The organism is Nonomuraea sp. NPDC052634 (genome assembly GCF_040678535.1).
GTDB lineage: Bacteria > Actinomycetota > Actinomycetes > Streptosporangiales > Streptosporangiaceae > Nonomuraea > Nonomuraea fastidiosa.
Genome location: NZ_JBFATY010000005.1, coordinates 231,868 through 251,925, shown reverse-complemented (window position 1 = coordinate 251,925; position 20,058 = coordinate 231,868). Strand labels below are relative to the sequence as shown.

General features: G+C 71.4%; 17 protein-coding genes. 10 read left to right on the top strand and 7 right to left on the bottom strand.

The window, feature by feature from the left end; all coding sequences use genetic code 11:
- The first annotated feature begins 82 nt into the window (after positions 1-82).
- The gene (locus AB0K67_RS23565; protein WP_364063873.1) at positions 83-2,743 is read left to right on the top strand and encodes a BTAD domain-containing putative transcriptional regulator; all 2,661 of its coding nucleotides are present in this window, start codon (positions 83-85) and stop codon (positions 2,741-2,743) included.
- Positions 2,744-2,804: 61 nt separating this feature from the next.
- Here the strand turns inward: AB0K67_RS23565 and AB0K67_RS23560 are convergent, their stop codons facing one another.
- On the bottom strand, positions 2,805-4,166 hold the full coding sequence (locus AB0K67_RS23560) for an NERD domain-containing protein kinase family protein (RefSeq protein ID WP_364063871.1): 1,362 nt from the start codon (positions 4,164-4,166) through the stop codon (positions 2,805-2,807).
- 447 nt (positions 4,167-4,613) lie between these two features.
- Between AB0K67_RS23560 and AB0K67_RS23555 the strand changes: the two genes are divergently transcribed.
- From AB0K67_RS23555 to AB0K67_RS23545, 3 genes are all read left to right on the top strand, one after another.
- Complete coding sequence (locus AB0K67_RS23555) at positions 4,614-4,916, top strand: hypothetical protein (protein ID WP_364063869.1); 303 nt, start codon at positions 4,614-4,616, stop codon at positions 4,914-4,916.
- Positions 4,917-5,224: 308 nt separating this feature from the next.
- The gene (locus AB0K67_RS23550; RefSeq protein WP_364063866.1) at positions 5,225-5,527 is read left to right on the top strand and encodes a hypothetical protein; all 303 of its coding nucleotides are present in this window, start codon (positions 5,225-5,227) and stop codon (positions 5,525-5,527) included.
- A gap of 438 nt (positions 5,528-5,965) precedes the next feature.
- Positions 5,966-6,268: a hypothetical protein gene (locus AB0K67_RS23545; protein ID WP_364063864.1), complete on the top strand. Its 303-nt coding sequence runs from the start codon at positions 5,966-5,968 to the stop codon at positions 6,266-6,268.
- A 410-nt stretch (positions 6,269-6,678) separates the two neighbouring features.
- Here AB0K67_RS23545 and AB0K67_RS23540 read toward each other — a convergent pair whose 3' ends face one another.
- Positions 6,679-7,158: a C40 family peptidase gene (locus AB0K67_RS23540; RefSeq protein WP_364063861.1), complete on the bottom strand. Its 480-nt coding sequence runs from the start codon at positions 7,156-7,158 to the stop codon at positions 6,679-6,681.
- A 626-nt stretch (positions 7,159-7,784) separates the two neighbouring features.
- Between AB0K67_RS23540 and AB0K67_RS23535 the strand changes: the two genes are divergently transcribed.
- On the top strand, positions 7,785-8,150 hold the full coding sequence (locus AB0K67_RS23535) for an STAS domain-containing protein (protein WP_364063858.1): 366 nt from the start codon (positions 7,785-7,787) through the stop codon (positions 8,148-8,150).
- A 4-nt stretch (positions 8,151-8,154) separates the two neighbouring features.
- On the opposite strand, the gene AB0K67_RS23530 is transcribed toward AB0K67_RS23535, so the two are convergent.
- The 4 genes from AB0K67_RS23530 to AB0K67_RS23515 all read right to left on the bottom strand — a co-directional run bounded on the left by AB0K67_RS23530 (position 8,155) and on the right by AB0K67_RS23515 (position 13,918).
- Positions 8,155-10,347 (bottom strand): germacradienol/geosmin synthase, encoded by a 2,193-nt coding sequence (locus tag AB0K67_RS23530; protein WP_364063856.1) that lies wholly within the window; start codon positions 10,345-10,347, stop codon positions 8,155-8,157.
- Between the two features lie 82 nt (positions 10,348-10,429).
- The gene (locus tag AB0K67_RS23525; RefSeq protein ID WP_364063853.1) at positions 10,430-11,860 is read right to left on the bottom strand and encodes a family 2B encapsulin nanocompartment shell protein; all 1,431 of its coding nucleotides are present in this window, start codon (positions 11,858-11,860) and stop codon (positions 10,430-10,432) included.
- 27 nt (positions 11,861-11,887) lie between these two features.
- Positions 11,888-12,820: a 4-hydroxy-3-methylbut-2-enyl diphosphate reductase gene (locus tag AB0K67_RS23520; protein ID WP_364064744.1), complete on the bottom strand. Its 933-nt coding sequence runs from the start codon at positions 12,818-12,820 to the stop codon at positions 11,888-11,890.
- Between the two features lie 21 nt (positions 12,821-12,841).
- Positions 12,842-13,918, bottom strand: coding sequence for a polyprenyl synthetase family protein (locus AB0K67_RS23515; RefSeq protein WP_364063851.1), 1,077 nt, complete (start codon positions 13,916-13,918; stop codon positions 12,842-12,844).
- Between the two features lie 94 nt (positions 13,919-14,012).
- On the opposite strand from AB0K67_RS23515, the gene AB0K67_RS23510 reads away from it, so the two are divergent.
- Positions 14,013-15,764 carry a 1-deoxy-D-xylulose-5-phosphate synthase gene (locus AB0K67_RS23510; protein ID WP_364063849.1) on the top strand — a complete coding sequence of 584 codons (1,752 nt, stop codon included), beginning with the start codon at positions 14,013-14,015 and terminating at the stop codon, positions 15,762-15,764.
- A gap of 45 nt (positions 15,765-15,809) precedes the next feature.
- Here the strand turns inward: AB0K67_RS23510 and AB0K67_RS23505 are convergent, their stop codons facing one another.
- Positions 15,810-16,142 (bottom strand): hypothetical protein, encoded by a 333-nt coding sequence (locus AB0K67_RS23505; protein ID WP_364063846.1) that lies wholly within the window; start codon positions 16,140-16,142, stop codon positions 15,810-15,812.
- A 96-nt stretch (positions 16,143-16,238) separates the two neighbouring features.
- Between AB0K67_RS23505 and AB0K67_RS23500 the strand changes: the two genes are divergently transcribed.
- The 4 genes from AB0K67_RS23500 (at position 16,239) to folP (ending at position 20,055) form a co-directional block, all read left to right on the top strand.
- On the top strand, positions 16,239-17,420 hold the full coding sequence (locus AB0K67_RS23500; protein ID WP_364063843.1) for a zinc-dependent alcohol dehydrogenase: 1,182 nt from the start codon (positions 16,239-16,241) through the stop codon (positions 17,418-17,420).
- Positions 17,421-17,461: 41 nt separating this feature from the next.
- Positions 17,462-18,511, top strand: coding sequence for an NAD-dependent epimerase/dehydratase family protein (locus AB0K67_RS23495; RefSeq protein ID WP_364063840.1), 1,050 nt, complete (start codon positions 17,462-17,464; stop codon positions 18,509-18,511).
- 96 nt (positions 18,512-18,607) lie between these two features.
- Positions 18,608-19,081 carry an ATP-binding protein gene (locus AB0K67_RS23490; protein WP_364063838.1) on the top strand — a complete coding sequence of 158 codons (474 nt, stop codon included), beginning with the start codon at positions 18,608-18,610 and terminating at the stop codon, positions 19,079-19,081.
- A 74-nt stretch (positions 19,082-19,155) separates the two neighbouring features.
- Complete coding sequence (gene folP, locus AB0K67_RS23485; RefSeq protein ID WP_364063835.1) at positions 19,156-20,055, top strand: dihydropteroate synthase; 900 nt, start codon at positions 19,156-19,158, stop codon at positions 20,053-20,055.
- The last annotated feature ends 3 nt before the right edge of the window (positions 20,056-20,058 follow it).

Below are 20,058 nucleotides of genomic sequence, written 5' to 3'. Positions count from 1 at the left end.
CCCAGGGTCCGTACGAGCCGCACAGAAAACGTCCACAACCGATACAAACGGCTGTCAGGCCCCTGTAGAGGAGCTGATGCGGATGACGGTCACCTTCCACGTGCTCGGCCCGCTGGAGGTCCGCCGCGACGGACAACCCGTCCGGATCTCCGGCAGGAAGCCTCGGCTGCTGCTCGCCACGCTGCTGCTCGACGCAGGCCAGGTGGTGGCCGCCGACCTGCTCGCCGAGGTGCTCTGGGCACAGCGGCCGCCGCGCTCGGCGCAGGCCAACCTGCGCACGTACGCGAGCTCGCTCCGCGCCGACCTGGGCGATCTGCTGCGTTCCGACGGCGGCGGCTACGCCATCGACGTGACCGCGTCCGAGCTGGACCTGCTGGCCTTCGAGGAGCTGGTCGATCAGGGTGAGTACGACGCCGCGCTCGCCTTATGGCGCGGCGCGCCCCTGTGCGACCTGCCCGGCAGCCCCGTCTGGGACCGCCGCATCGAAGCGCTGCGCGACCTGCGCGCGCGTGCCGCGGAGGCGCTGATCGAGCGGCGCATCGCGGCGGGCGACCACGACGGCGCGGTCTCGGAGCTGCGCGGTCTGCTGGCCGAGCAGCCCTACCGGGAGGACCTGTGGGGGCGGCTGCTGCTGACCCTGCACCGCGGCGGCAGGAAGGCCGAGGCGCTGCGGGCCTACGCCACCGTGCGCGGCCGGCTGGTCGACGAGCTGGGCGTCGAGCCGGGGACGGAGCTGCGCAGCGCGTACGAGCTGATACTCGCCGACGAGAGCGCGACCGTCGTGCCCCGCCAGCTCCCGCCCGACCTGCCCGACTTCACCGGCAGAGCAGATGAGGTGGCGAGGCTGAGCCGGCCGCATCCCGTCGCGGTCGTCTCGGGGCCGCCCGGCTGCGGCAAGTCGGCGCTCGCCGTGCACGTTGGGCACGCGTTACGCGCGGCCTACCCATCCGGGCAGCTCTACCTGGAGCTCGGCGACCGCGAGCCGGGCGACCTGCTGGCCGAGGCGCTCAGGGCGCTCGGCGTCGCCACGCCGCCGCCGACGGTGGCCGAGCGGTCGGCGCTGCTGCGCTCGCTGCTGGCCGAGCGTCCCATGCTGGTGCTGCTCGACGACGCCCGCGACGCCGCCCAGGTGCGCCCGCTGCTGCCCGGCAACGGCAGCGCCGTCATCGTCACCAGCCGGCGCCGGATCACCGAGCTGCCCGGGGCCGCGTTCGTCCAGCTCGGGCCGCTCGCGCCCGGCGAGGCGCTGTCGTTGCTCGCGAAGGTCGCGGGCACGGACCGGGTCGCCAGGGAACGTGAGCCGGCGCTCGCCATCGTGGCCGCCTGCGGCCACCTGCCGCTCGCCGTCAGGAACGCGGGCGCCCGCCTGGCCGCCCGCCCCGGCTGGTCGCTGTCGGTGCTGCGGCAGCGCCTGGAGGACGACTGGCTGGCCGAGCTGCGCGACGTGCGTGAGGGCCTCGACCGCGGGTACGCGCGCCTGCCCGACGAGGCCGCCCGCACGCTCGCCACGCTGGGCCTGCTCGGCCCCGCCGCACAGCCCGGCTGGGTGATCGACGCCGCGCTCGGCCGCCACGGCGCGGGCGAGGTCACCGACCTGCTGGTGGAGGTCAACCTGCTGGACCCGGTCGGCACCGACGACACCGGCCAGCCGCGCTACCGGGTGCCCGACCTGATCGCCGAGCACGCCCGGCGGCAGCCCGGCGACCCCGCCGCCGTGGGACGGGTGCTCGCCGCGTGGACCGCGACCGCCGAGCACGCCATGGCCCGCCTGCCGACCACGGTGTTCAGCCTCACCGCCGCGGGGGCGCCGCGCTGGCGGCTGCCGGGACCCGTGCTCGACCGGCTCACCGCCGACCCGGTGACGTGGTTCGAGGCCGAGCACGAGACGCTGGCCGCCGCCGTGGAGACGGCGGCGGGCAACGGGGCGGCCGAGTCGGCGTGGGGGCTGGCCGCCGCGATGGTGCCGTACCTGGATCTGCGCTGCCACCTCGGCACCTGGCGGCGCACGCACACCGTCGCACTGGCCGCCGCCCGCGCCGCCGGCGACCGGTACGGCGAGGCCGCCATGCTCAGGGGCCTTGCCCAGGTGGCGCTCTACCAGGATCGCTACGACGAGGCCACCGACGCCTTCACCCGCTCGCGCCAGATCTTCCGCGACATGGGGGACCGCAGGGCCGAGGCCACCTCGATCTGCGGCCTCGGCGCGGTCAGCCAGTTCCGCGGCCGGCACGCGCAGGCGCTCGGCCACTTCCGCCAGGCCCTCGCGATCTTCGAGGCGACCGGCGACAAGCCCGGCGAGGCGTACGCCCGCCAGGCCATCGGCCGGGTGTGCCTGAAGTCGGGTGACCTCGCGCAGGCGTCGGAGTCGCTGGGCCTGGCCATGCGGCTGGCCCAGGAGCTGGGCGACTCCCACAGGGAGGGCTGCGTGTGCGTCCAGATGGGTCACCTGCACCAGGCCATCTCGTTCCACCGGCACGCGCTGGAGATCTTCGAGTCGCTGGGCGACCGGCACTGCGGGGCGTACGCGCTGCAGAGCCTGGCCGGCCTGCAAGCGGCCAACGGCGACCTGGCCCGCGCCTCCTCCGGGCTCGAACGCGCGCTGCGGATCTTCCAGGAGCTGGGCGACCGCAGCGGCGAGGCGTCGAGCACGCAGCTCCTCGGCGAGCTGCACCGCTCGGCGGGGCGTACCGGGCTGGCGCGCGACTACCTCAGGCAGGCCGACGCCCTGCGCGCCAGCCTGTGAGCCCTACGGCCGGGACGCTGTGCGGCGGCGACCCCGGTGTGCTCCACGAGCCTGGTGTGTTCTACGGTCGGGACACGATGCGGCGGACGAACCTGGTGAGCCGTGACTTGTGGCGCCGGCCGGGCGGCGGCGGTGCGTCGCGCAGCGCCTGGAGCGCCTGCGCCGCCGTGGGGCGCTTGGCCGGGGAGTGGTCGAGCATCATGCGCACCACCTCGGGCACGTCCGGCCCCTGGGCGTCGGCGCTGGTCGGGAGCTGGCCGGTGAGCAGCTGGTAGGCGATGGCGCCGGCCGCGTAGACGTCGGACGAGGTGGTCATGAGGTCGGGCCGCTCCTGGCACTCGGGCGCCACATAGTGGGCGTCGAGCACGTTGCCCAGCTCGTGGGCCACCGTGTAGTTGCGCGGGCCCGGCTTGGCGTAGTCGAAGCCGGTCAGCACCGCGTGGCCGTCGTCGGTGACCAGCACCGCCGCGGGCGTGAGCGCCCGGTGCACCACGCCGTGGAGATGGGCGTGCGCCAGGCCGCGCAGCAGGTCGGTGATGACGCCCATCGGGGCGGCCTTGCCCATCGCCAGGTGCAGCGCCTCGCCGTGCACGTCGTCGAGCACCAGCACGAACCGGCTCTCGTCGTCGATCGCGAAGAAGTCGCGCGAGCGCACCACGCACGGGTGCGGCGGGATGCGCGCCAGCGTCTGATACGCGTTCGCGATGCGCTGCCGCTCCGCCGCCCGCGACTCCTGATCGGCCAGCGGGTCGGCCTGGTAGACGCGCAGCAGCACGGTCTCGCTGCCCGGCAGCGTGGCGTTGAACGCGCGGTATTCGGTGACCTTGGCGTCGCCGCCGAGCTGCTCCTCCACCTCCCAGTTGCCGAACCTGGGCGGCGCGGTGCTGCGGCGCACGGTCTGGTTGAGCGCGTCGAGGATCGCCGTCATGTACGGCCGGATGTCGGGGCTGCAGCCGCGCCGCACCCGCGAGACGTCGCTCAGCGTCGCCACCAGGTTGGGCAGGTCGGTGACGTTGACCGCGTCGCGCCCGGCGGGATCGATCAGCTCGGCGTCCGGTGAGGTGAGCACGACCAGGCTGTCGACGTAGACCCGCTCAAGCTGGGTGGCACGGGAGACCAGCAGGCCCTTGAGCGCCTTGGCGGTGCCCCGCAGCTTGGTCACCGGCGAGCCGAACGCCTCCCTGCGCGGCGGGAACCAGCGCGTGCCCGACACCTCGATGCGGCCCCTGGTGCCCTTGACGTCGACCACCACCAGCGAGTGGCCGGTCAGGACGAGCAGGTCGACCTCGAACACGTCGTGGCCGCGCGGGACCTCGATGTTGTGCAGCAGCAACCAGTCGGCGGGCGCGTGGTCTCGCAGATATGCGATCACGCGCCGCTCGGCGTCGTTGACCGGACGTCCTCCGCCGACGATCTCTGCCATGAACACTATCCTCGCACGGGATCGGGCCCGGATCTTCGCCGGGCGGCGAACCGCCCCGGCGGGATTCCCGCACGTCATCACAGGTGCCCCCGGTCCTCGTACGTGGTCCGCGGCGGCCCTTTCAAAAGCGTTTTCCTGCTGCCGGATACCAGCGCCAAGCGGCGGTCGATCGTTGTCCAAAGACCGGTGATCCTCCACCCCATACGCGGCGTGGCCCGGCGGCGGCACCGGTTCAATAGCGGATCCCGCGGAGTGCCGATCGTGCACCGCCGCCGCAGTGCCGGAAAAGCGGCTCAAAAAATCCAGGCGGCTCTTTGACCTTGCCGAGAGATTTTCCAGTTGCGCTTTTCGAGGGTTCCCGTGATGGTTATTCGCGGCACCTAGCAGCCCTGCAACGAACGACCACGGCGTCGGTAAATTCACGCCGTTCCATGGAGGAAAGAAAACATGATCCGTCGCATTCTGGCCGGTGCCGCTGTCGCGGCCGCAGCCTTCGGCTTCTCCGCCTCCGCCGCGTCCGCCGGCGTCGGCCCCAACCCGCACAACGAGGGCGCGAGCTTCGTGAGCCAGTTCCAGATCCTGGACGACGTGCTCAACGACGTCGGCAACCACTCGCTGAACAACCTCGAGATCGCCATCGGCCAGCTCCTCGACGAGGTGAACGTGAGCGCGCTGAACGGCAACCAGCCGAAGGTGGGCGACAAGAACATCAACACCCGGATCGACAACGGCGACGCTCGCGCCCAGTAGCCCGGTGGGCGCGCGGGCGGCGAACCATCGCCCCCGCCGCCGGTGCACAGGTAAAAAGTGCAGGCCCGCGATGGCATTGACGCCGCCCAGCCATCGGGTGCGCCCGCGGATAAGCGGGCGCCGGTTTCCAGAATCGTGACCGGCGAAACCTGATGCCAAAGAATCGAGGCGTCTTCTTGACCTCCGTAAGGTCTTTCCGGGTTGCGGGCCCCGCCACCTGCCGCGATTGTTATTCGCGGCACCTCACAGCCCTGCACGAACGACTATGGCGCCGGAAATTCCGGGCCGTTCCATGGAGGAAAGCAAACATGATCCGTCGTATTCTGGCTGGTGCCGCAATCGCGGCCGCTGCTCTTGGCTTCTCCGCCACCGCCGCGTCCGCCGGCGTCGGCCCCAACCCGTACAACGGGGGCCAGGCCATCCTCAGCCAGTTCCAGATCCTGGACGACGTCCTCAACAACGTCGGCAACCACTCGCTCAACGACCTCGAGCTCAGCATCGTCAAGGTCCTCGACGAGGTGAACGTGAGCGCGCTGAACAACAACCAGCCGGCGGTCGGCGACCACAACAAGGACACGAAGATCAAGAACGGCCAGGCTCAGGCCAGGTAAGACCGGTCGCGGAGGCAGGGCAGGTGCGCCGGCCGTGCGACCGCACCCGGCCGCACGGCCGGCCGCTCTTCCCGCCTTCTCCTGGCGCGTCACAGAACTGAACGATCGTGGGGACTCGCAAGGTCGCGGAGCGCTTCCCGGAGCGCCGAAACGCTCGGCAGGCGATCGATGAATCGTCCAGGTACGGCCGGCGCCGTCGCGAACGCCATCCGGAAATCGGCCGGAAAAGGTGCCGATCTGGTTATAGGCGCTTTCCGCGGGAGGACCGGAATTCACCTGGTCGGCCGGGAATCAGCACCACAGGTTTCACGCGTTCCTTGACCTCCATTACGAGTCGCATCTCCCATATCACCACGATCACCGTCAGCGGCGCCGCACAGCCCTGAACAAAAAAACCTGGCGTGGTAATGCCGCGCCGTTTCATGGAGGAAAGCAAACATGATCCGTCGTATTCTGGCCGGCGCCGCTGTGGCGGCCGCGGTCTTCGGCTTCTCCGCGTCCGCCGCGTCCGCCGGCGTCGGGCCCAACCCGAACAACTCGGGCCAGGCCCTGCTGACGCAGTGGCAGCTGGGCGACGACGTCCTGAATCACGTGCTCAACCACTCGGTCAACGACCTCGAGGTCGGCTTCCTCAGCTTCCTCGACGAGATCAATGTCGCGCTGCTGAACAACAACCAGCCGAGGGTCGGTGACGGCAACGTCAACACCGGCATCGACAACGGCAACACGCAGGCCCGGTAAGACCCTGGGCGCGCAGGCGGGGAGGGCGCGGCGGCCCCACACCGGACGGGCCGCGTGGCCAACCGCTCTCCCGTGACCTGGGCGATCCGGCGAGGCCGGCCGTGGAGACTCGCGAGGCCACGGCCCGGCCCTGCCGGTGGACCGAACGTTCGGTGATCCGTACGCCTCCGGCGCGATCCCACCAAGGACCGCCCGGGGGCGTACGGCCTTTTCACGTACTAATCCTTTTCACGTACTAATAGGGTGCACCGCCTTAGCGGGAGTGCACGGCCTTGCCGGGAGTGCGCGGCCGGCTCCCCGGGAGGCGGGCCGTTTCACGGGCATGCGGCCGGCTCCTTAGGAGGCGGGCCGTTTCAAGGGCACGCGGCCGGCTCCCCAGGAGACGGGCCGCTTCACGGGCACGCGGCCGGTCAGCGGTCGGGGTCGCCGCGGCCGACCTCCACGCGGACGAAGCCGAGCAGGTCGGCGCGGTCCAGCGGGTCGATGCGCACGTACGCGCCGGTGTGCGGCGCGTGCACGATGCGCTGATCGTCCACCGCCAGCGCCACGTGCTCGGGTCCCGGCGTCTTCTTGTCGCTGTCGTAGAAAACCAGGTCACCTGGTTCCAGCAGGTCACGCGTGATCCTGACGCCTGCGCGCCACTGCTCGTACGTGGTGGTGCCGATGAGGGCGCCCGCCCGCGCGTAGGCGTACTCGGTCAGGCCTGAGCAGTCGAAGCCCTTGGTGGCGGCGCCGTGCCCGATGCCGTAGCCGGGGCCGTTCACCCCGCCGCCGCCCCACGAGTACGGCGTCCCGATCATCTCCAGCGCCGCCCGCAACGCGATCCCACCCGCCGTCGCCCGAGCGGCGGCGCTGCTAGGGGCGAGGAGACAGGACACCAGCACCGCCATCCCCACCGCCGCCGCCCGCGCCGCCGTTCCCGCAGGCCGTCCCCGCCGTTCAGGCCGTCGCCGCAAGGCCCGCCGTATCCGCAAGGCAGGCCGTCTTCGCCGGTCCGGCCGTGTCCATCGGTCCGGCCGTGTCCACAGGTCCTGCTGCCTACGCCGTACCGGCCGTCCGCGCCGTTCTTGCCGTCTCCGTTCCTGGTCCATGGCACATCCGCGCTCCCGATCCGAGCCGCGCCAGGGGCCGATGTGGCCGCCCTGCCCGCAGTTGTCTCCTCTGTGGCTTTTCTCGCTCTCTATGCCGACAAAACGCCATCGGGGTACGTACGCAATAGGGTGAAATTTCCACTGATAAAGGGCAGATCGCCGACCCTCCGAGCGACTTCATAGATCCTCGGTAAAGCCCGTCGTCCCCGCCTCCGCAGCACCTCGCAACTCCGGACAGGCCCCGCGAGACCGTCAACTTCAGCTTTATCCGATAAAACGGTCATTATCCGACGAAAAATCCGATGCCCGGCATGTTTCGTGTAGCCTAGGTTTCGGATTAATCGCCGGAAAGCGCGTGCGGGGGGATCCGCAGGTGCGTACGGCGACAACCCCCAGAAAGAGCGTGTTGGGGGGTGCGGGGGAGCGTGAGCGTTCAGGAACGGCTGCTGTACCAGGACCGGCAGCTGACCATCACCACGGCCGCGCCGCCGGGCCTGCCGCCCGTGCCGGCGGTCGCGCTGGTCGGCGAGATCGACGCGACCAACAGCCGCGCGGTGGCCGGCGCCCTGGAGAGCATCCGCCAGGGCACCTACATCGTGGTGGACACCGGAAAGCTGACCTTCGTCGACGTGTCGGGGCTGCGCGTGCTGGCGATGCCGACGGTGCCGCCGTCGGAGCGCTGGATCCGCCTCTACAACGTGACGCCCTACCAGCGCCGGCTGCTGCGGATGATGGGCTGGTTCTACCAGCCCAGGATCCACGTGCCTACGCAACAGCCCCAGGCACCCTGATCACCTACGCGACAGGGCTGACGGCCCCCGGCGGCCTGATCACCGCGGCCGAGGTGCCGAGCCCGCTCGGCCCGTGGAAGCGCGGCCGCGGCGCTTGATGGTGCCGCAGCAGCGAGGGCTCGTCGTAGCGGCGGCAGTTGTGGTGCCAGTTGAGTATCGCGGCCAGCCAGTTGCGCAGCTCCTCGAGGAAGCCGTCGAGGTCGCGCCGCGCCTCCTCGCCGAGGCCGAAGTCGTCGCAGACGATGGGCAGCTCGTTGGCCACGATGTGCTCGAACTGCCGCACCCGCGAGGCCATCAGGTCGTCCACGACGCCCAGCGCGGTCGGGTAGTCGCAGTCGAAGAAGTTCTGGACGACGAGGATCGCGTTGTGCACCTCGCCTTCGAACTCGATCTCCTTCTGGTACGAGAACACGTCGTTGACCAGCGTGCCCGCGTCCATCATGGCGTTGACCAGCGCCACCATCGGCCCGCTGGCATAGAACTCCTCGGGGATGTCCTCGGAGTGCCGCAGCCGGCTCAGGCTCATCGTGAGCTGCGAGCCGAACGTCGAGCGCCGCATCTCGACGTAGTCGACCGGGTCGGGAATGTGGTGGGCGATCTCGCCGGCCAGCTCCCACAGCCAGCTCTCGCACATCGCCTCCACCGCCTCCCGCAGCTTGCGCCTGTCCTCCCGCGGCATCGGCCCCGCCGTACGCGCCCAGATGTCGGCGAGCGACCGCTCCAGAGCGTTGGCGGGCGGCGGCGCGGGCGTGCCGTCGAGCGGCATGAACGCACCGAACCGCGCGACCGCGACCTTGGCGGCGGCCAGGTTGCGGGTGCGGCCGAAGACGACGGGGAAGTAGTCGTCGCCGTACGTGCCCCACGCCAGCCACGCCGAGGCCAGGTCCAGCTCCTCGGGTGTGGCGTCGGGGTGGATGCCGGCGGCGCACAGCGGCAGGTCGTAATCGACGAGCTTGGCCTCGTCCCAGACGGCGGGCCCGGCGACCCCGTGCGACGGCTCCAGGATGCCCATCTCGTGGCACCAGGTCACGAGGTTGCGCCGCGCCCGGTCGAGGTGGGGCGACAGGCGCAGCGGGAACGGCACGTACAGGTCGGGGATGCGCGACGGCCCGACCCGCTGGTACGGCACGTGCGTGAACGAGCGCACCCGCTTGGCACCCAGCAAATCGATCACCGACGACATGCCGAGCGGCCTGCTCGCCCCGGCCCGCTCGTTCATGTAGCGGCTTGAGCGCATGTGCCACTCGTGCCCGCCGGCCTGCCAGTCCTGCAGCCCCTTCACGTACGCCGCCACCCCGGCGGCGCTGAGCGGGTCGATGCCGTGCTCCACGAACAGCGGGCCCAGCTCGAAGACCGCGGTGTGCTCGAACTGCTGCAGCCGCGAGGTCAGCAGGTCGTTGACCGCGTTCGCGGCCTCCTGCGTGGAGCAGCCGAGGAACCTCTCCAGCACCAGCACCCCGTTGCTCAGCTCGCCCTCCTCGGCGACCTCGCGCTGGTAGGAGAACAGGTCGTTGCGCAGGTGCACGGCGTCGGAGAAGGCGTCCTTGAGCACCCGCAGCGGCCGGCTCTCCGCGATCTGAGCCGGCACCTCCGCGCCGACCGCGTGCTCCACGAGCCCGGCCGACCAGGGGGCGCCGCCGACCTTGCGCCGCATCTCGATGTACTCGACGGGGTTGGCGACCCGGCCGCGGTTGATGTTGGCCAGCTCCCACAGCGACTCGTTGAGCAGGTTGCGGGTGCTCCCGGCGAAGCGGGCCCGCCAGTCGAGCGACATGCTCGGCACCGTACGCGGCCACAGGTCGGCCAGGCCCGCCTCCACCGGGTTCTGCGGCTCGGGCACGCTCAGGTCCGCCCCCATCGGCATGAAGGCGGCCAGCCGCGCCAGGTACTCCTTGCCGCCCGCCAGGTCGCCGGTGCGCTTGAAGAACTCCAGGAAGTGGTCGTCGAAGAAGAACACCCACACGTACCAGTCGGTGATCAGGCCGAGCTCGGCCGCGTCGCAGTCGGGGTGGGTGTAGGCGCACATCAACGGATAGTCGTGGGCGTCGAGGTCCGCCTCCTCCCAGACGCCCGAGCCTTCGAGCATGCCCATGTCGCGCGCCCACTGTTTGGAGTGCACGCGCGCCTCGTCCAGATGCCGGTTGAGCCGGGCGGGATATGGCAGGTAGAAGTCCGGCAGTTCGAACGGCTGCGTCATGGTCGACTCCTTCGCGTCATCACGGGGCAGGGCGGCAAGCGGCCCCGCCCGCCAGGGGTGGCGGACGGGGCCGTGGAACGTTCTAACCGATGCGGCCGAGCTCGACGTCCTCCAGCACGCCCAGCGCGTCGGGCACCAGGACGGCGGCCGAGTAGTAGACGCTGACCAGGTAGGAGATGACGGCCTTCTCGTTGATCCCCATGAACCGCACCGACAGGCTGGGCTGGTACTCGTCGGGGATGCCGGTCTGGTGCAGGCCGACGACGCCCTGGTTCTCCTGGCCGGTGCGCATCAGCAGGAACGACGTGGTCCGCGCGTTGCTGATCGGGATCTTGTTGCACGGGAAGATCGGGACACCCCGCCAGGCCGGCACGCGGTGGCCGTTCACCTCGGTCGACTGCGGGTAGACGCCGCGCTTGCTGCACTCGCGGCCGAACGCGGCGATGGCCTGCGGGTGCGCGAGGAAGAACGAGGGCTCCTTCCACACCGTGGACAGCAGGTCGTCGAGGTCGTCAGGGGTGGGAGGGCCGGAGCGCGTGCGGATGCGCTGGCTGAAGTCGGCGTTGTGGAGCAGGCCGAAGTCGCGGTTGTTGATCAGCTCGTCCTCCTGACGCTCGCGCAGGGCCTCGATGGTGAGGCGGAGCTGCTGATCGAGCTGGCTCATCGGCTGGTTGTAGAGGTCGGAGACGCGGCTGTGCACGCGCAGGACGGTCTGGGCGACGCTCAGCTCGTACTCGCGGGGGCTCGTCTCGTAGTCCACGAACGTGCCGGGCAGCTCGGCCTCGCCGACGTGGCCCGCCGACAGGTTGATCGCGGCCTCGCCGTAGTCGTTCTGGGCGCGCGAGCCGCTGGTGCGCCAGGTCTCGACGTGCTCGCGCAGGGCGGGTGAGCGCTCGGCGATCTGCTCGTAGTCCTGCCTGGAGAGCGTCAGGACGGTGGTCGTGGTCTTGGCGCGGGCGCTGAACTCGTACCTGCCGCCCTGGACGAGCGTCTGCTCGCCGAGGTAGTCGCCGTCGGCCAGCACGCCGAGGCTCTGCTCGTCGCCGTACGCGCCCCGCCCGATCTTCGCCACCCGCCCGTGCGCGATGAGCACCAGCCGGTCCACCTCGCCGCCCTCGGCGACGATCTCCTCGTCGGGTGCGATCTCGTGCTGGGTGAAGCGGTCGGCAAGCGCCTCAAGCACCTCCATGTCGTCGAAGCCGCGCAACATCGGCAGCTCCGTCAGCTCGGCCGGGATCACCCGCACGTCGGCGCCGGTGGTGCTGAAGGTGATCCGGCCATCACCCAGTGTGTACGTCAGTCGCCGGTTCACCCGGAACACGCCGCCGGAGCACTGGACCCACGGCAGCAGCCGCAGCAGCCAGCGCGTGGTGATCTCCTGCATCTGCGGCGGCGTCTTGGTCGTCGTCGCGAGCTGTCTGGCGGCGTCGGTACTGAGGCTGAGCTGCCCGTTGCCGTTGATGCCCCCGTTGCCGTTGGCGTTGGGCGCGGTCGAGTGGGTCGTTTCTGTCATCGTGCACCACCAATCTCTATGTGCGGACTAGCCGGGGTTGCGGGATGAACGGAGTTCGAGCGGAAGGGAGAACGTGAGCGTCTCCTCGGCCAGGGTCACCGGCTGGACGTCGGCGAACCCGCGGGCCGAGAGCCAGTCGAGTAATTCGCCGACCAGCGGCTCGGGCACGGACGCGCCGGAGCTGACGCCGACCGTGCGCACGCCGTCGAGCCAGCGCTCGTCGGCGTCGGCGGCCCGGTCGATCAGGTGGGCCGCGTCCGCGCCGGCGTTCAGCGCCACCTCGACGAGCCGCCGCGAGTTGGAGGAGTTGGCCGAGCCGACCACGACGACCAGCTCGCACTCGGGCGCGATCCTGGCGACCGCCTCCTGGCGGTTCTGGCTGGCGTAGCAGATGTCGTCGCTGGGCGGATCGACCAGGCCGGGGAAGCGGTCGCGCAGCCCGGCGACCGCCCGCATCGTCTCGTCCACGGCCAGCGTGGTCTGCGAGACCCAGCTCACCGGCTCCGAGCCGTCGAGCGCCAGCTCGTCCGGCCTGGCCGGGTCCATGACGTGGATGCGCCCCGGGGCCTCGCCCACCGTGCCCTCGACCTCTTCGTGCTCGGCGTGCCCGATGAGCACGATCTGGTGCCCGGCCTCGGCCATCCTGGCCGCCTCCTTGTGCACCTTGGTGACGAGCGGGCAGGTGGCGTCGATGGTGCGCAGGCCGCGCAGGCCCGCCGCCTCCTTCACCGCCGGGGCGACGCCGTGCGCGGAGAACACGACGAGCGCGCCCTCGGGCACCTCGTCCAGCTCCTCGACGAACACCGCGCCCCGCCTGGTCAGGTCGTCCACCACGAACGTGTTGTGCACGATCTGCTTGCGCACGTAGACCGGCGGTCCGAAGCGCCGCAGCGCCTCCTCGACGGTGACGATCGCGCGTTCGACGCCCGCGCAGTAGCCGCGCGGGGCCGCGAGCAGCACCCGTCCCATGTGGGGATCCCCTCACTTGCTGCGATGTGCGAGCTGGTCGGCCATCTCGGCGAGCACGCCGGCCGCCTCGGGCTTGATCTGCGCCTCGTCCAGCGCCGCCACGGCCTGGCGGACGCGGTCTTCGATCATGTTCTCGACCCTGGCCAGCGCGCCGGTGTCGATGAGGATGCGGCGCACCTCCTCGGCGCGCTCCTCGGTCAGCTCGGGGTTGCCGTGCCAGGTCCGCAGGTGGGCGAGCTGGGCGGGGGAGGCGTGCTGCACGGCGTGGGCGTACATCACGGTCTGCTTGCCCTCGCGCAGGTCGTCGAGCGCCGACTTGCCGGTCTCCTCGGCCGAGCCGAACGTGCCGAGCACGTCGTCGCGGAGCTGGAACGCCTCGCCGAGCGGCACCCCGAACCTGGAGTAGGCGTCGAGCAGGTCGGGCGGGGCGCCGGCCAGCGCGCCGCCGATCTGCAGCGGCCGCTCGACGGTGTATTTCGCGCTCTTGTAGCGGATCACGGTCAGCGCCTGCGCCTCGGTCGCACCCGCGCGGAGCTGGGCCAGCACGTCGAGGTACTGGCCGCTGATGACCTCGGTGCGCATGGCGTCGAACAGGTGGTGCGCGGCGCGCAGCCGGTCCGCCTCGACGCCGCACGACGACAGCAGCGCGTCGGACCAGGCCAGGCTCAGCGTGCCGAGCAGGATGCCGCCGGCCCTGCCGAACGCCTCCGCGCCCGGTCCCTTGTGCAGGGCCGACAGGCTGCGGTGCACGGTGGCCTGCCCGCGGCGCAGGTCGCTGCCGTCCATGATGTCGTCGTGGATCAGCAGGCCCGCGTGGCACAGCTCAAGCGCGGCGGCCGCGGTGATGATCTCTTCGCAGTCGTCGCCGCCCGCGCCGCGCCAGCCCCAGTAGCACAGCTGCGGCCGCACGCGTTTGCCGCCGCCGAGGATGAAGTCCGCCAGCAGTCCGTACGCCGCCTCGACGCCGGGGTCGGAGACCGGGTTGCCCCAGGCATCGAGGAACTCGCCGAGTCGCTTGTCGATGCGGGAACCAAGGGAGTGCTGCGGGAAGCTCACCGGCATACGCGCGGCCCTTCTGTCGTCCGTCACTACACCTAGTTACTCATCCGATACGGATTGTGTAAAGTATCTTTTGTGGCTCGGGTTTTCTTTTGCCACAGCAGTCACGCGGCCAGGGGATGTCATGAAGACGGTGCTGCCCCACGTGTCCACCCCCGACGACCTGCGGGCCCTGCCCTCCTGGCGGTTGCCGTCGCTGGCCCGCGAGATCCGTGACTTCCTCATCGAGAAGGTGAGCGCGCGGGGCGGCCATCTGGGCTCCAATCTCGGCGTCGTCGAGCTGACGATCGCGCTGCACCGGGTGTTCGACTCGCCGGACGATGCGATCATCTTCGACACCGGCCATCAGGCGTACGTCCACAAGATCCTCACCGGCCGCCGCGACGCCTTCGACGAGCTGCGCGTGCGCGGCGGGCTGAGCGGCTACCCGAGCAGGGCCGAGTCGCCGCACGACCACGTCGACGGCTCCCATTCCTCCACCGCGCTCGCCTACGCCGACGGCATGGCCAAGGCGCGCAGGCTGGCCGGCGACGGCGGCAGGCCGGTGGTCGCGGTGGTCGGCGACGGCGCGCTCACCGGCGGCGTGGCCTGGGAGGCGCTCAACAACCTCGGCGCCGACCGGAGCCTGCCGGTCGTCGTCGTGCTCAACGACAACGGCCGCTCCTACGCGCCCACCGTGGGCGGCTGCGCCGAGCATCTCTCCCGGCTGCGGGCCGAGCCCGGCGTCTCCGTGTTCGAGAGCCTCGGCCTGCGCTATCTCGGCCCGGTCGACGGCCACGACATCGCCGCCCTGGAGCAGGCGCTGCGCACGGCCCGCGAGCTGCGCGCGCCCGTCGTCGTCCACTGCGTCACCCGCAAGGGGCGCGGCTACGGCCCCGCCGTGCAGGACCTTGACGAGCACCTGCACTCCATCCCCGCCTCCGACCCGGCCACGGGACGGCCGCTGTCACCGGTGCGCGGCACGTGGACGCACGCCTTCTCCGACCACCTGTGCGCGCTGGGCGAGCGCCGCCGCGACCTGGTCGCGGTCACCGCGGCCATGCCGGGCCCCACGGGGCTCGCGGCGTTCGGGCGGCGCTTTCCCGGCCGCATGTTCGACGTCGGCGTGGCCGAGCAGCACGCCATGGCCTCGGCGGCCGGCATGGCGATGAGCGGGCTGCACCCGGTGGTCGCGATCTGCGCGGCGTTCCTCGGCCGGGCGGTCGATCAGGTGCTGATGGACATCGCGCTGCACCGGCTGCCGGTCACGATCGTGCTCGACAGGGCCGGGATCACCGGCCCCGACGGGCCGGGCCACCACGGCATGTGGGACCTCGCGACGCTGGCGATCGTGCCGGGGCTGCGGGTGGCCGCGCCGCGCGACACCGTACGCCTGGGCGAGCTGCTGGAGGAGGCGGTCGCCTGCGAGGGGCCCACCGCGCTGCGCTTCCCCAAGGCGCCGGTCGGCGCGGAGATCCCGCCGGTCGGCAGCGTCGGCGAGGTGGACGTGCTGGTCTCCGGAGGGCAGGACGTGATGCTGGTGGCGGTGGGCCCGATGGCCGGGCCGTGCCTGAGCGCGGCGGCCCTGCTCGCGGAGTCCGGCATCGGGGCGAGCGTGGTCGATCCGCGGTGGGTCATTCCGGTCTCCGATGACCTGCGCAAGGCGGTCGGCGGCAGCCGGCTGGTGGTGACCGTCGAGGACGGCGTCGCCGCCTCGGGGGTCGGCGCGCTGGTGCGCCAGGTGTGCGGGCCCGGCCAGGGTGTGCTCAACCTCGGGCTGCCGTGCGCGTTCATCGGCCAGGGCGGGCGCTCGGAGCTGCTGGCCGAGGCCGGGCTGACCGGCGAGGGCATCGCACGCGCCGCCGGCGACGCCCTGCACGCCCTCGGCAGGATCTGATACGGCGGGTTCTGGGGGCGCCGGGCAGGGTCTGATGCGGCGCGTTCAGCGGGCGCCGGGCAGGGGCTCGTGGCCGGCCAGCTCGAAGGTCATGCCGTGGCTGCTCGACGTCGTGGTGATCGGCCGCCGGATCAGTTCGCTCGCGCGGTGCGCCACCTCCTGGAACTGGCGCTGCCGTTCCGGGGTGTCGGCGGCGGCCAGGCGTACGAAGCCCTTCTGTGCGAGCTCCTGGGCGAGCCACTGCGCCATGGTGGCGTAGAAGCGCGCCTCCTCGTCGGAGTCCAGCGGGGTGGGCCGCACGCTCTCCTGCGCCGGGCGGTGCAGGACGCGCGGCTCGAGGACGGTGTCGTCGGCGCGGGGCTCCAGGGGGTTGTCCATGCGCGCAGTCTAGGGCGGCCGCCCGGCGCGCGACGCTGTTTGGCGTTCTATGTGGGGGTATGCGGCCTTTGTTGCTCCGGCTTCGAGGAGACGAGCATGAAGGCAGTCACCTGGCACGGCAAGCGCGACGTACGGGTCGAGGAGGTGCCCGACCCGGCCATCAAGGAGCCCAACGACGCGATCATCAGGGTCACCAGCACCGGGATCTGCGGCTCTGACCTGCACCTGTACGAGGTGCTCGGCCCCTTCATGGCCGAGGGCGACATCCTCGGGCACGAGCCCATGGGCGTGGTCGAGGAGGTCGGCTCCGCCATCACCACGCTCAAGCCCGGCGACCGCGTCGTCATCCCGTTCAACATCTCCTGCGGCCACTGCCACATGTGCGGCCTCGAGCTGTACGCGCAGTGCGAGACCACTCAGGTGCGCGACCAGGGCATGGGCGCCGCGCTGTACGGCTACACCAGGCTGTACGGCCAGGTGCCCGGCGGGCAGGCCGAGTACCTGCGGGTGCCCGAGGCCCAGTTCGGCCCCATCAAGGTCCCGGAGGGGCCGCCGGACGAGCGCTTCGTCTACCTGTCGGACGTGCTGCCCACCGCCTGGCAGGCCGTCGCGTGGGCCGACATCCCCGAGGGCGGCAGCGTCACCGTGTACGGCCTCGGCCCGATCGGCCAGATGTGCGCCCGCATCGCCCGCCACCTCGGCCACCGCGTGATCGGTGTGGACGGCGTCATCGCGCGCCTGGAGATGGCCCGCCGCCACGGCATCGAGGTCATCGACGCGAGCGAGGTCGCCGACGTGCCGGGCGAGGTCAGGGAGCGCACGTCGGGGCGCGGCACCGACTCCGTCATCGACGCGGTCGGCATGGAGGCGCACGGCTCGCCCGGCGCCAAGCTCGCCCAGACACTCACGGGGCTGCTGCCCGACGCGGTGGCCGCGCCGCTCATGGCCAACGCGGGCATCGACCGGCTGCACGCGCTCCACCAGGCCATCGACACCGTCAGGCGCGGCGGCGTCATCTCGATCATCGGCGTCTACGGTGGGATGACCGACCCGCTGCCGATGCTGCGCATGTTCGACAAGGGGATCACGCTGCGCATGGGGCAGGCGCACGTCAAGCGCTGGATCAGCCCGCTGATGCCGCTGCTCACCGGCGACGGCGACCCGCTGGGCGTGATGGACCTCGCCACCCACCGGCTCTCGCTCGACCAGGCGCCGCAGGCGTACGCGATGTTCCAGAAGAAGGCGAACGGCGCGGTGAAGATCCTGTTGGAGCCCTGAGCTCGGGTTTCGCCGCCCACGACCAGGGCAGCGGTGCTGCCATGAGAGTCGTAGTGGTGGGAGCCACGGGAAATGTGGGCACCAGCGTGGTGCGTGCCCTGAGCACGGACGACGACGTCACCTCCATCGTCGGGGTCGCCCGCCGGATGCCCGGCTGGCAGGCCGAACGCACCGAGTGGCGTCAGGCGGACGTGGCCACCGCCGACCTGACCAGGATCTTCGACGGCGCCGACGCGGTGGTGCACCTGGCCTGGCTGTTCCAGCCGACCAGGGACCCCGCCGTCACCTGGCGGGCGAACGTGCTGGGCAGCATGCGCGTCTTCCGCGCCGCCGCGGAGGCCGGGGTGCGGGCGCTGGTGCACGCCTCGTCGGTGGGCGCGTACTCGCCGGGGCCCAAGGACCGTCCCGTGGACGAGAGCTGGCCCACGCACGGCTGGCCGGGGGCGGCGTACGGGCGGGAGAAGGCGTACGTGGAGCGGGTGCTCGACGTCTTCGAGCACGATCACCCGGGCATCCGCGTGGTCCGCATGCGGCCCGGCTTCATCTTCCAGCGGGCGGCGGCCACCGAGCAGCGCCGGCTGTTCGCCGGACCTCTGGTGCCCAGGCGGCTGATCAGGGCGGGGCGGGTGCCGTTCGTGCCGGACATCCCCGGCTTGCGGCTGCAGGTGCTGCACGCCGAGGACGCGGCGCAGGCGTACCGGCTGGCCGTGACCCAACCCGTGCGCGGGGCGTTCAACATCGCCGCCGAGCCCGTGCTCGACCCGCACGACCTGGCCGACATGCTGGGCACCCGCACGCTGAAGGTGTCGCCGCGGCTGGCCATGGCGGCGGTGACCGCGGGCTGGACCCTGCGGCTCTTCCCGGCCTCGCCGGGCCTGCTCGAGCTCGCGCTGCGCATCCCGCTGATGAAGACCGACCGGGCGCGCGACGTGCTCGGCTGGACGCCGCGGTACTCGTCGTACGAGGCGATGCAGGAGCTCTTCGAAGGGCTGCGCGAGGGCGCGGGCATGGACACCGGGCCGCTGGCCCCCGACAGTGGACCGGCGGGACGGGTGCGCGAGATGGCGTCCGGCATGGGCAAACGCCCCTGAGTCTCTGACTTTGTGTAAATTCCGGCGGTCTGGGAAATGAACGAACACAGGAGGTCCTGAAGCGCGGCCTGTGTCGGAATTGGCACGGAGGAGCGCATGCGCATGTCGTTCAGCCAGACCTTCACCTCCGAGGACATCAGCAGGCTGCGCCGCGAAGTCGCCGAACACGCCATCGGCTGCGGGCTGCACGGCGTCCGGCTCGACGACTTCGTGCTCGCCGTCCACGAGAGCGTGGTCAACGCCGTGGAGCACGCGGGCGGCATCGGTCACCTGCGGCTGTGGACGGCCGACGGCGCGATCAGGGCCGAGATCAGCGATGGGGGCGCGGGCATCCCCGAGCCGTACGTGGACGGCGACAAACAGGCGTCCGGCAACGCGAGCACCGGACGCGGCCTGTACCTGATGCGCCGCCTGTGCGACACGGCCGACCTGCGCACCGGGCCTGAGGGCACCAGCGTGCTGCTCACCATGCGGTTACCGCCCGCCGCCGGACTCCCCGTACGCAGGGGCATGCGGCGGATCAGGGTCGCCGCCCCCGGGGACGGGCGCTCCGGCTGCTTCACCGCCTGATCGCGAACCCGTCCCGCGCGCGGCTGACCGGCACGGCCGCCGGGTAGGCTCGAAGGGACGGAGAGGATCACCACGTGAGCGGCGACATCCCAGCATCCGGCATCATCGCTCCCGTCCGGCGTCTCGGCCGGCGGGAGTTCGATTTCGAGCGCCAGGTCGCGATCATGGCCATCGTCAACAGGACGCCCAACTCCTTCCACGACCAGGGCCGCACCTTCGCGCTCGACCAGGCGGTCGCGGCGGCCACCAAGGCCGTGGACGAAGGGGCCGACTGGGTCGACATCGGCGGCTTCGCCTTCAGCGCCGCCCAGGCCCCGATCAGCGCGGCCGAGGAGATCGACCGGGTGGCGCCCGTCATCGCCGAGGTCAGGGCCGCCACCGACGCCGTGATCTCGGTCGACACCCACCGCCCAGAGGTCGCCGAGGCGGCCATCGCGGCCGGCGCCGACGTCATCAACGACACCAACGGCCTGCGCGAACCGGGCATCGCCGAGGTCGCGGCGGCCACCGGCGCCGCCGTGGTCGTCACCCACAGCCTGGGCGGGCCCGGCCGGCGGGTGCTCCGGCCCAGTTACGGCGACGTCGTCACCGAGGTGGCCGACTACCTGTGCGAACGGGTCGAGTACGCGCTCAAGGCCGGCATCGCGCCGGAGAAGATCATCATCGACCCCGGCCACGACCTCAACAAGAACACCTTCCACTCGCTGGAGCTGACCCGCCGCTTGGAGGAGATCACCGCCATCGGCTATCCGACGCTGGTGGCGCTGTCCAACAAGGACTTCATCGGCGAGACGCTCGACCGGCCCCAGGGCGAGCGCAAGGAGGGCACGATCGCCGCCAACGTGATCGCCATTCTCAAGGGCGCGCGCATCCTGCGGGTGCACGACGTCGCCGCGACCGTCGCTTCCGTACGCATGACCGAGGCCGTGCTGGGCTGGCGCGCTCCCCTGGCGCCCCGCCACAACCTTGCATGAGGA

What these genes read in the sequence shown, in the direction of transcription:
- AB0K67_RS23560 (WP_364063871.1), bottom strand. Translation starts at nt 4,166, where the DNA reads ATGGCAGAGATCGTCGGCGGAGGACGTCCGGTCAACGACGCCGAGCGG.
- AB0K67_RS23550 (WP_364063866.1), top strand. Translation starts at nt 5,225, where the DNA reads ATGATCCGTCGTATTCTGGCTGGTGCCGCAATCGCGGCCGCTGCTCTT.
- AB0K67_RS23500 (WP_364063843.1), top strand. Translation starts at nt 16,239, where the DNA reads ATGAAGGCAGTCACCTGGCACGGCAAGCGCGACGTACGGGTCGAGGAG.
- AB0K67_RS23505 (WP_364063846.1), bottom strand. Translation starts at nt 16,142, where the DNA reads ATGGACAACCCCCTGGAGCCCCGCGCCGACGACACCGTCCTCGAGCCG.
- AB0K67_RS23530 (WP_364063856.1), bottom strand. Translation starts at nt 10,347, where the DNA reads ATGACGCAGCCGTTCGAACTGCCGGACTTCTACCTGCCATATCCCGCC.
- AB0K67_RS23525 (WP_364063853.1), bottom strand. Translation starts at nt 11,860, where the DNA reads ATGACAGAAACGACCCACTCGACCGCGCCCAACGCCAACGGCAACGGG.
- AB0K67_RS23555 (WP_364063869.1), top strand. Translation starts at nt 4,614, where the DNA reads ATGATCCGTCGCATTCTGGCCGGTGCCGCTGTCGCGGCCGCAGCCTTC.
- AB0K67_RS23565 (WP_364063873.1), top strand. Translation starts at nt 83, where the DNA reads ATGACGGTCACCTTCCACGTGCTCGGCCCGCTGGAGGTCCGCCGCGAC.
- AB0K67_RS23540 (WP_364063861.1), bottom strand. Translation starts at nt 7,158, where the DNA reads ATGGCGGTGCTGGTGTCCTGTCTCCTCGCCCCTAGCAGCGCCGCCGCT.
- AB0K67_RS23495 (WP_364063840.1), top strand. Translation starts at nt 17,462, where the DNA reads ATGAGAGTCGTAGTGGTGGGAGCCACGGGAAATGTGGGCACCAGCGTG.
- AB0K67_RS23490 (WP_364063838.1), top strand. Translation starts at nt 18,608, where the DNA reads ATGCGCATGTCGTTCAGCCAGACCTTCACCTCCGAGGACATCAGCAGG.
- AB0K67_RS23545 (WP_364063864.1), top strand. Translation starts at nt 5,966, where the DNA reads ATGATCCGTCGTATTCTGGCCGGCGCCGCTGTGGCGGCCGCGGTCTTC.
- AB0K67_RS23510 (WP_364063849.1), top strand. Translation starts at nt 14,013, where the DNA reads ATGAAGACGGTGCTGCCCCACGTGTCCACCCCCGACGACCTGCGGGCC.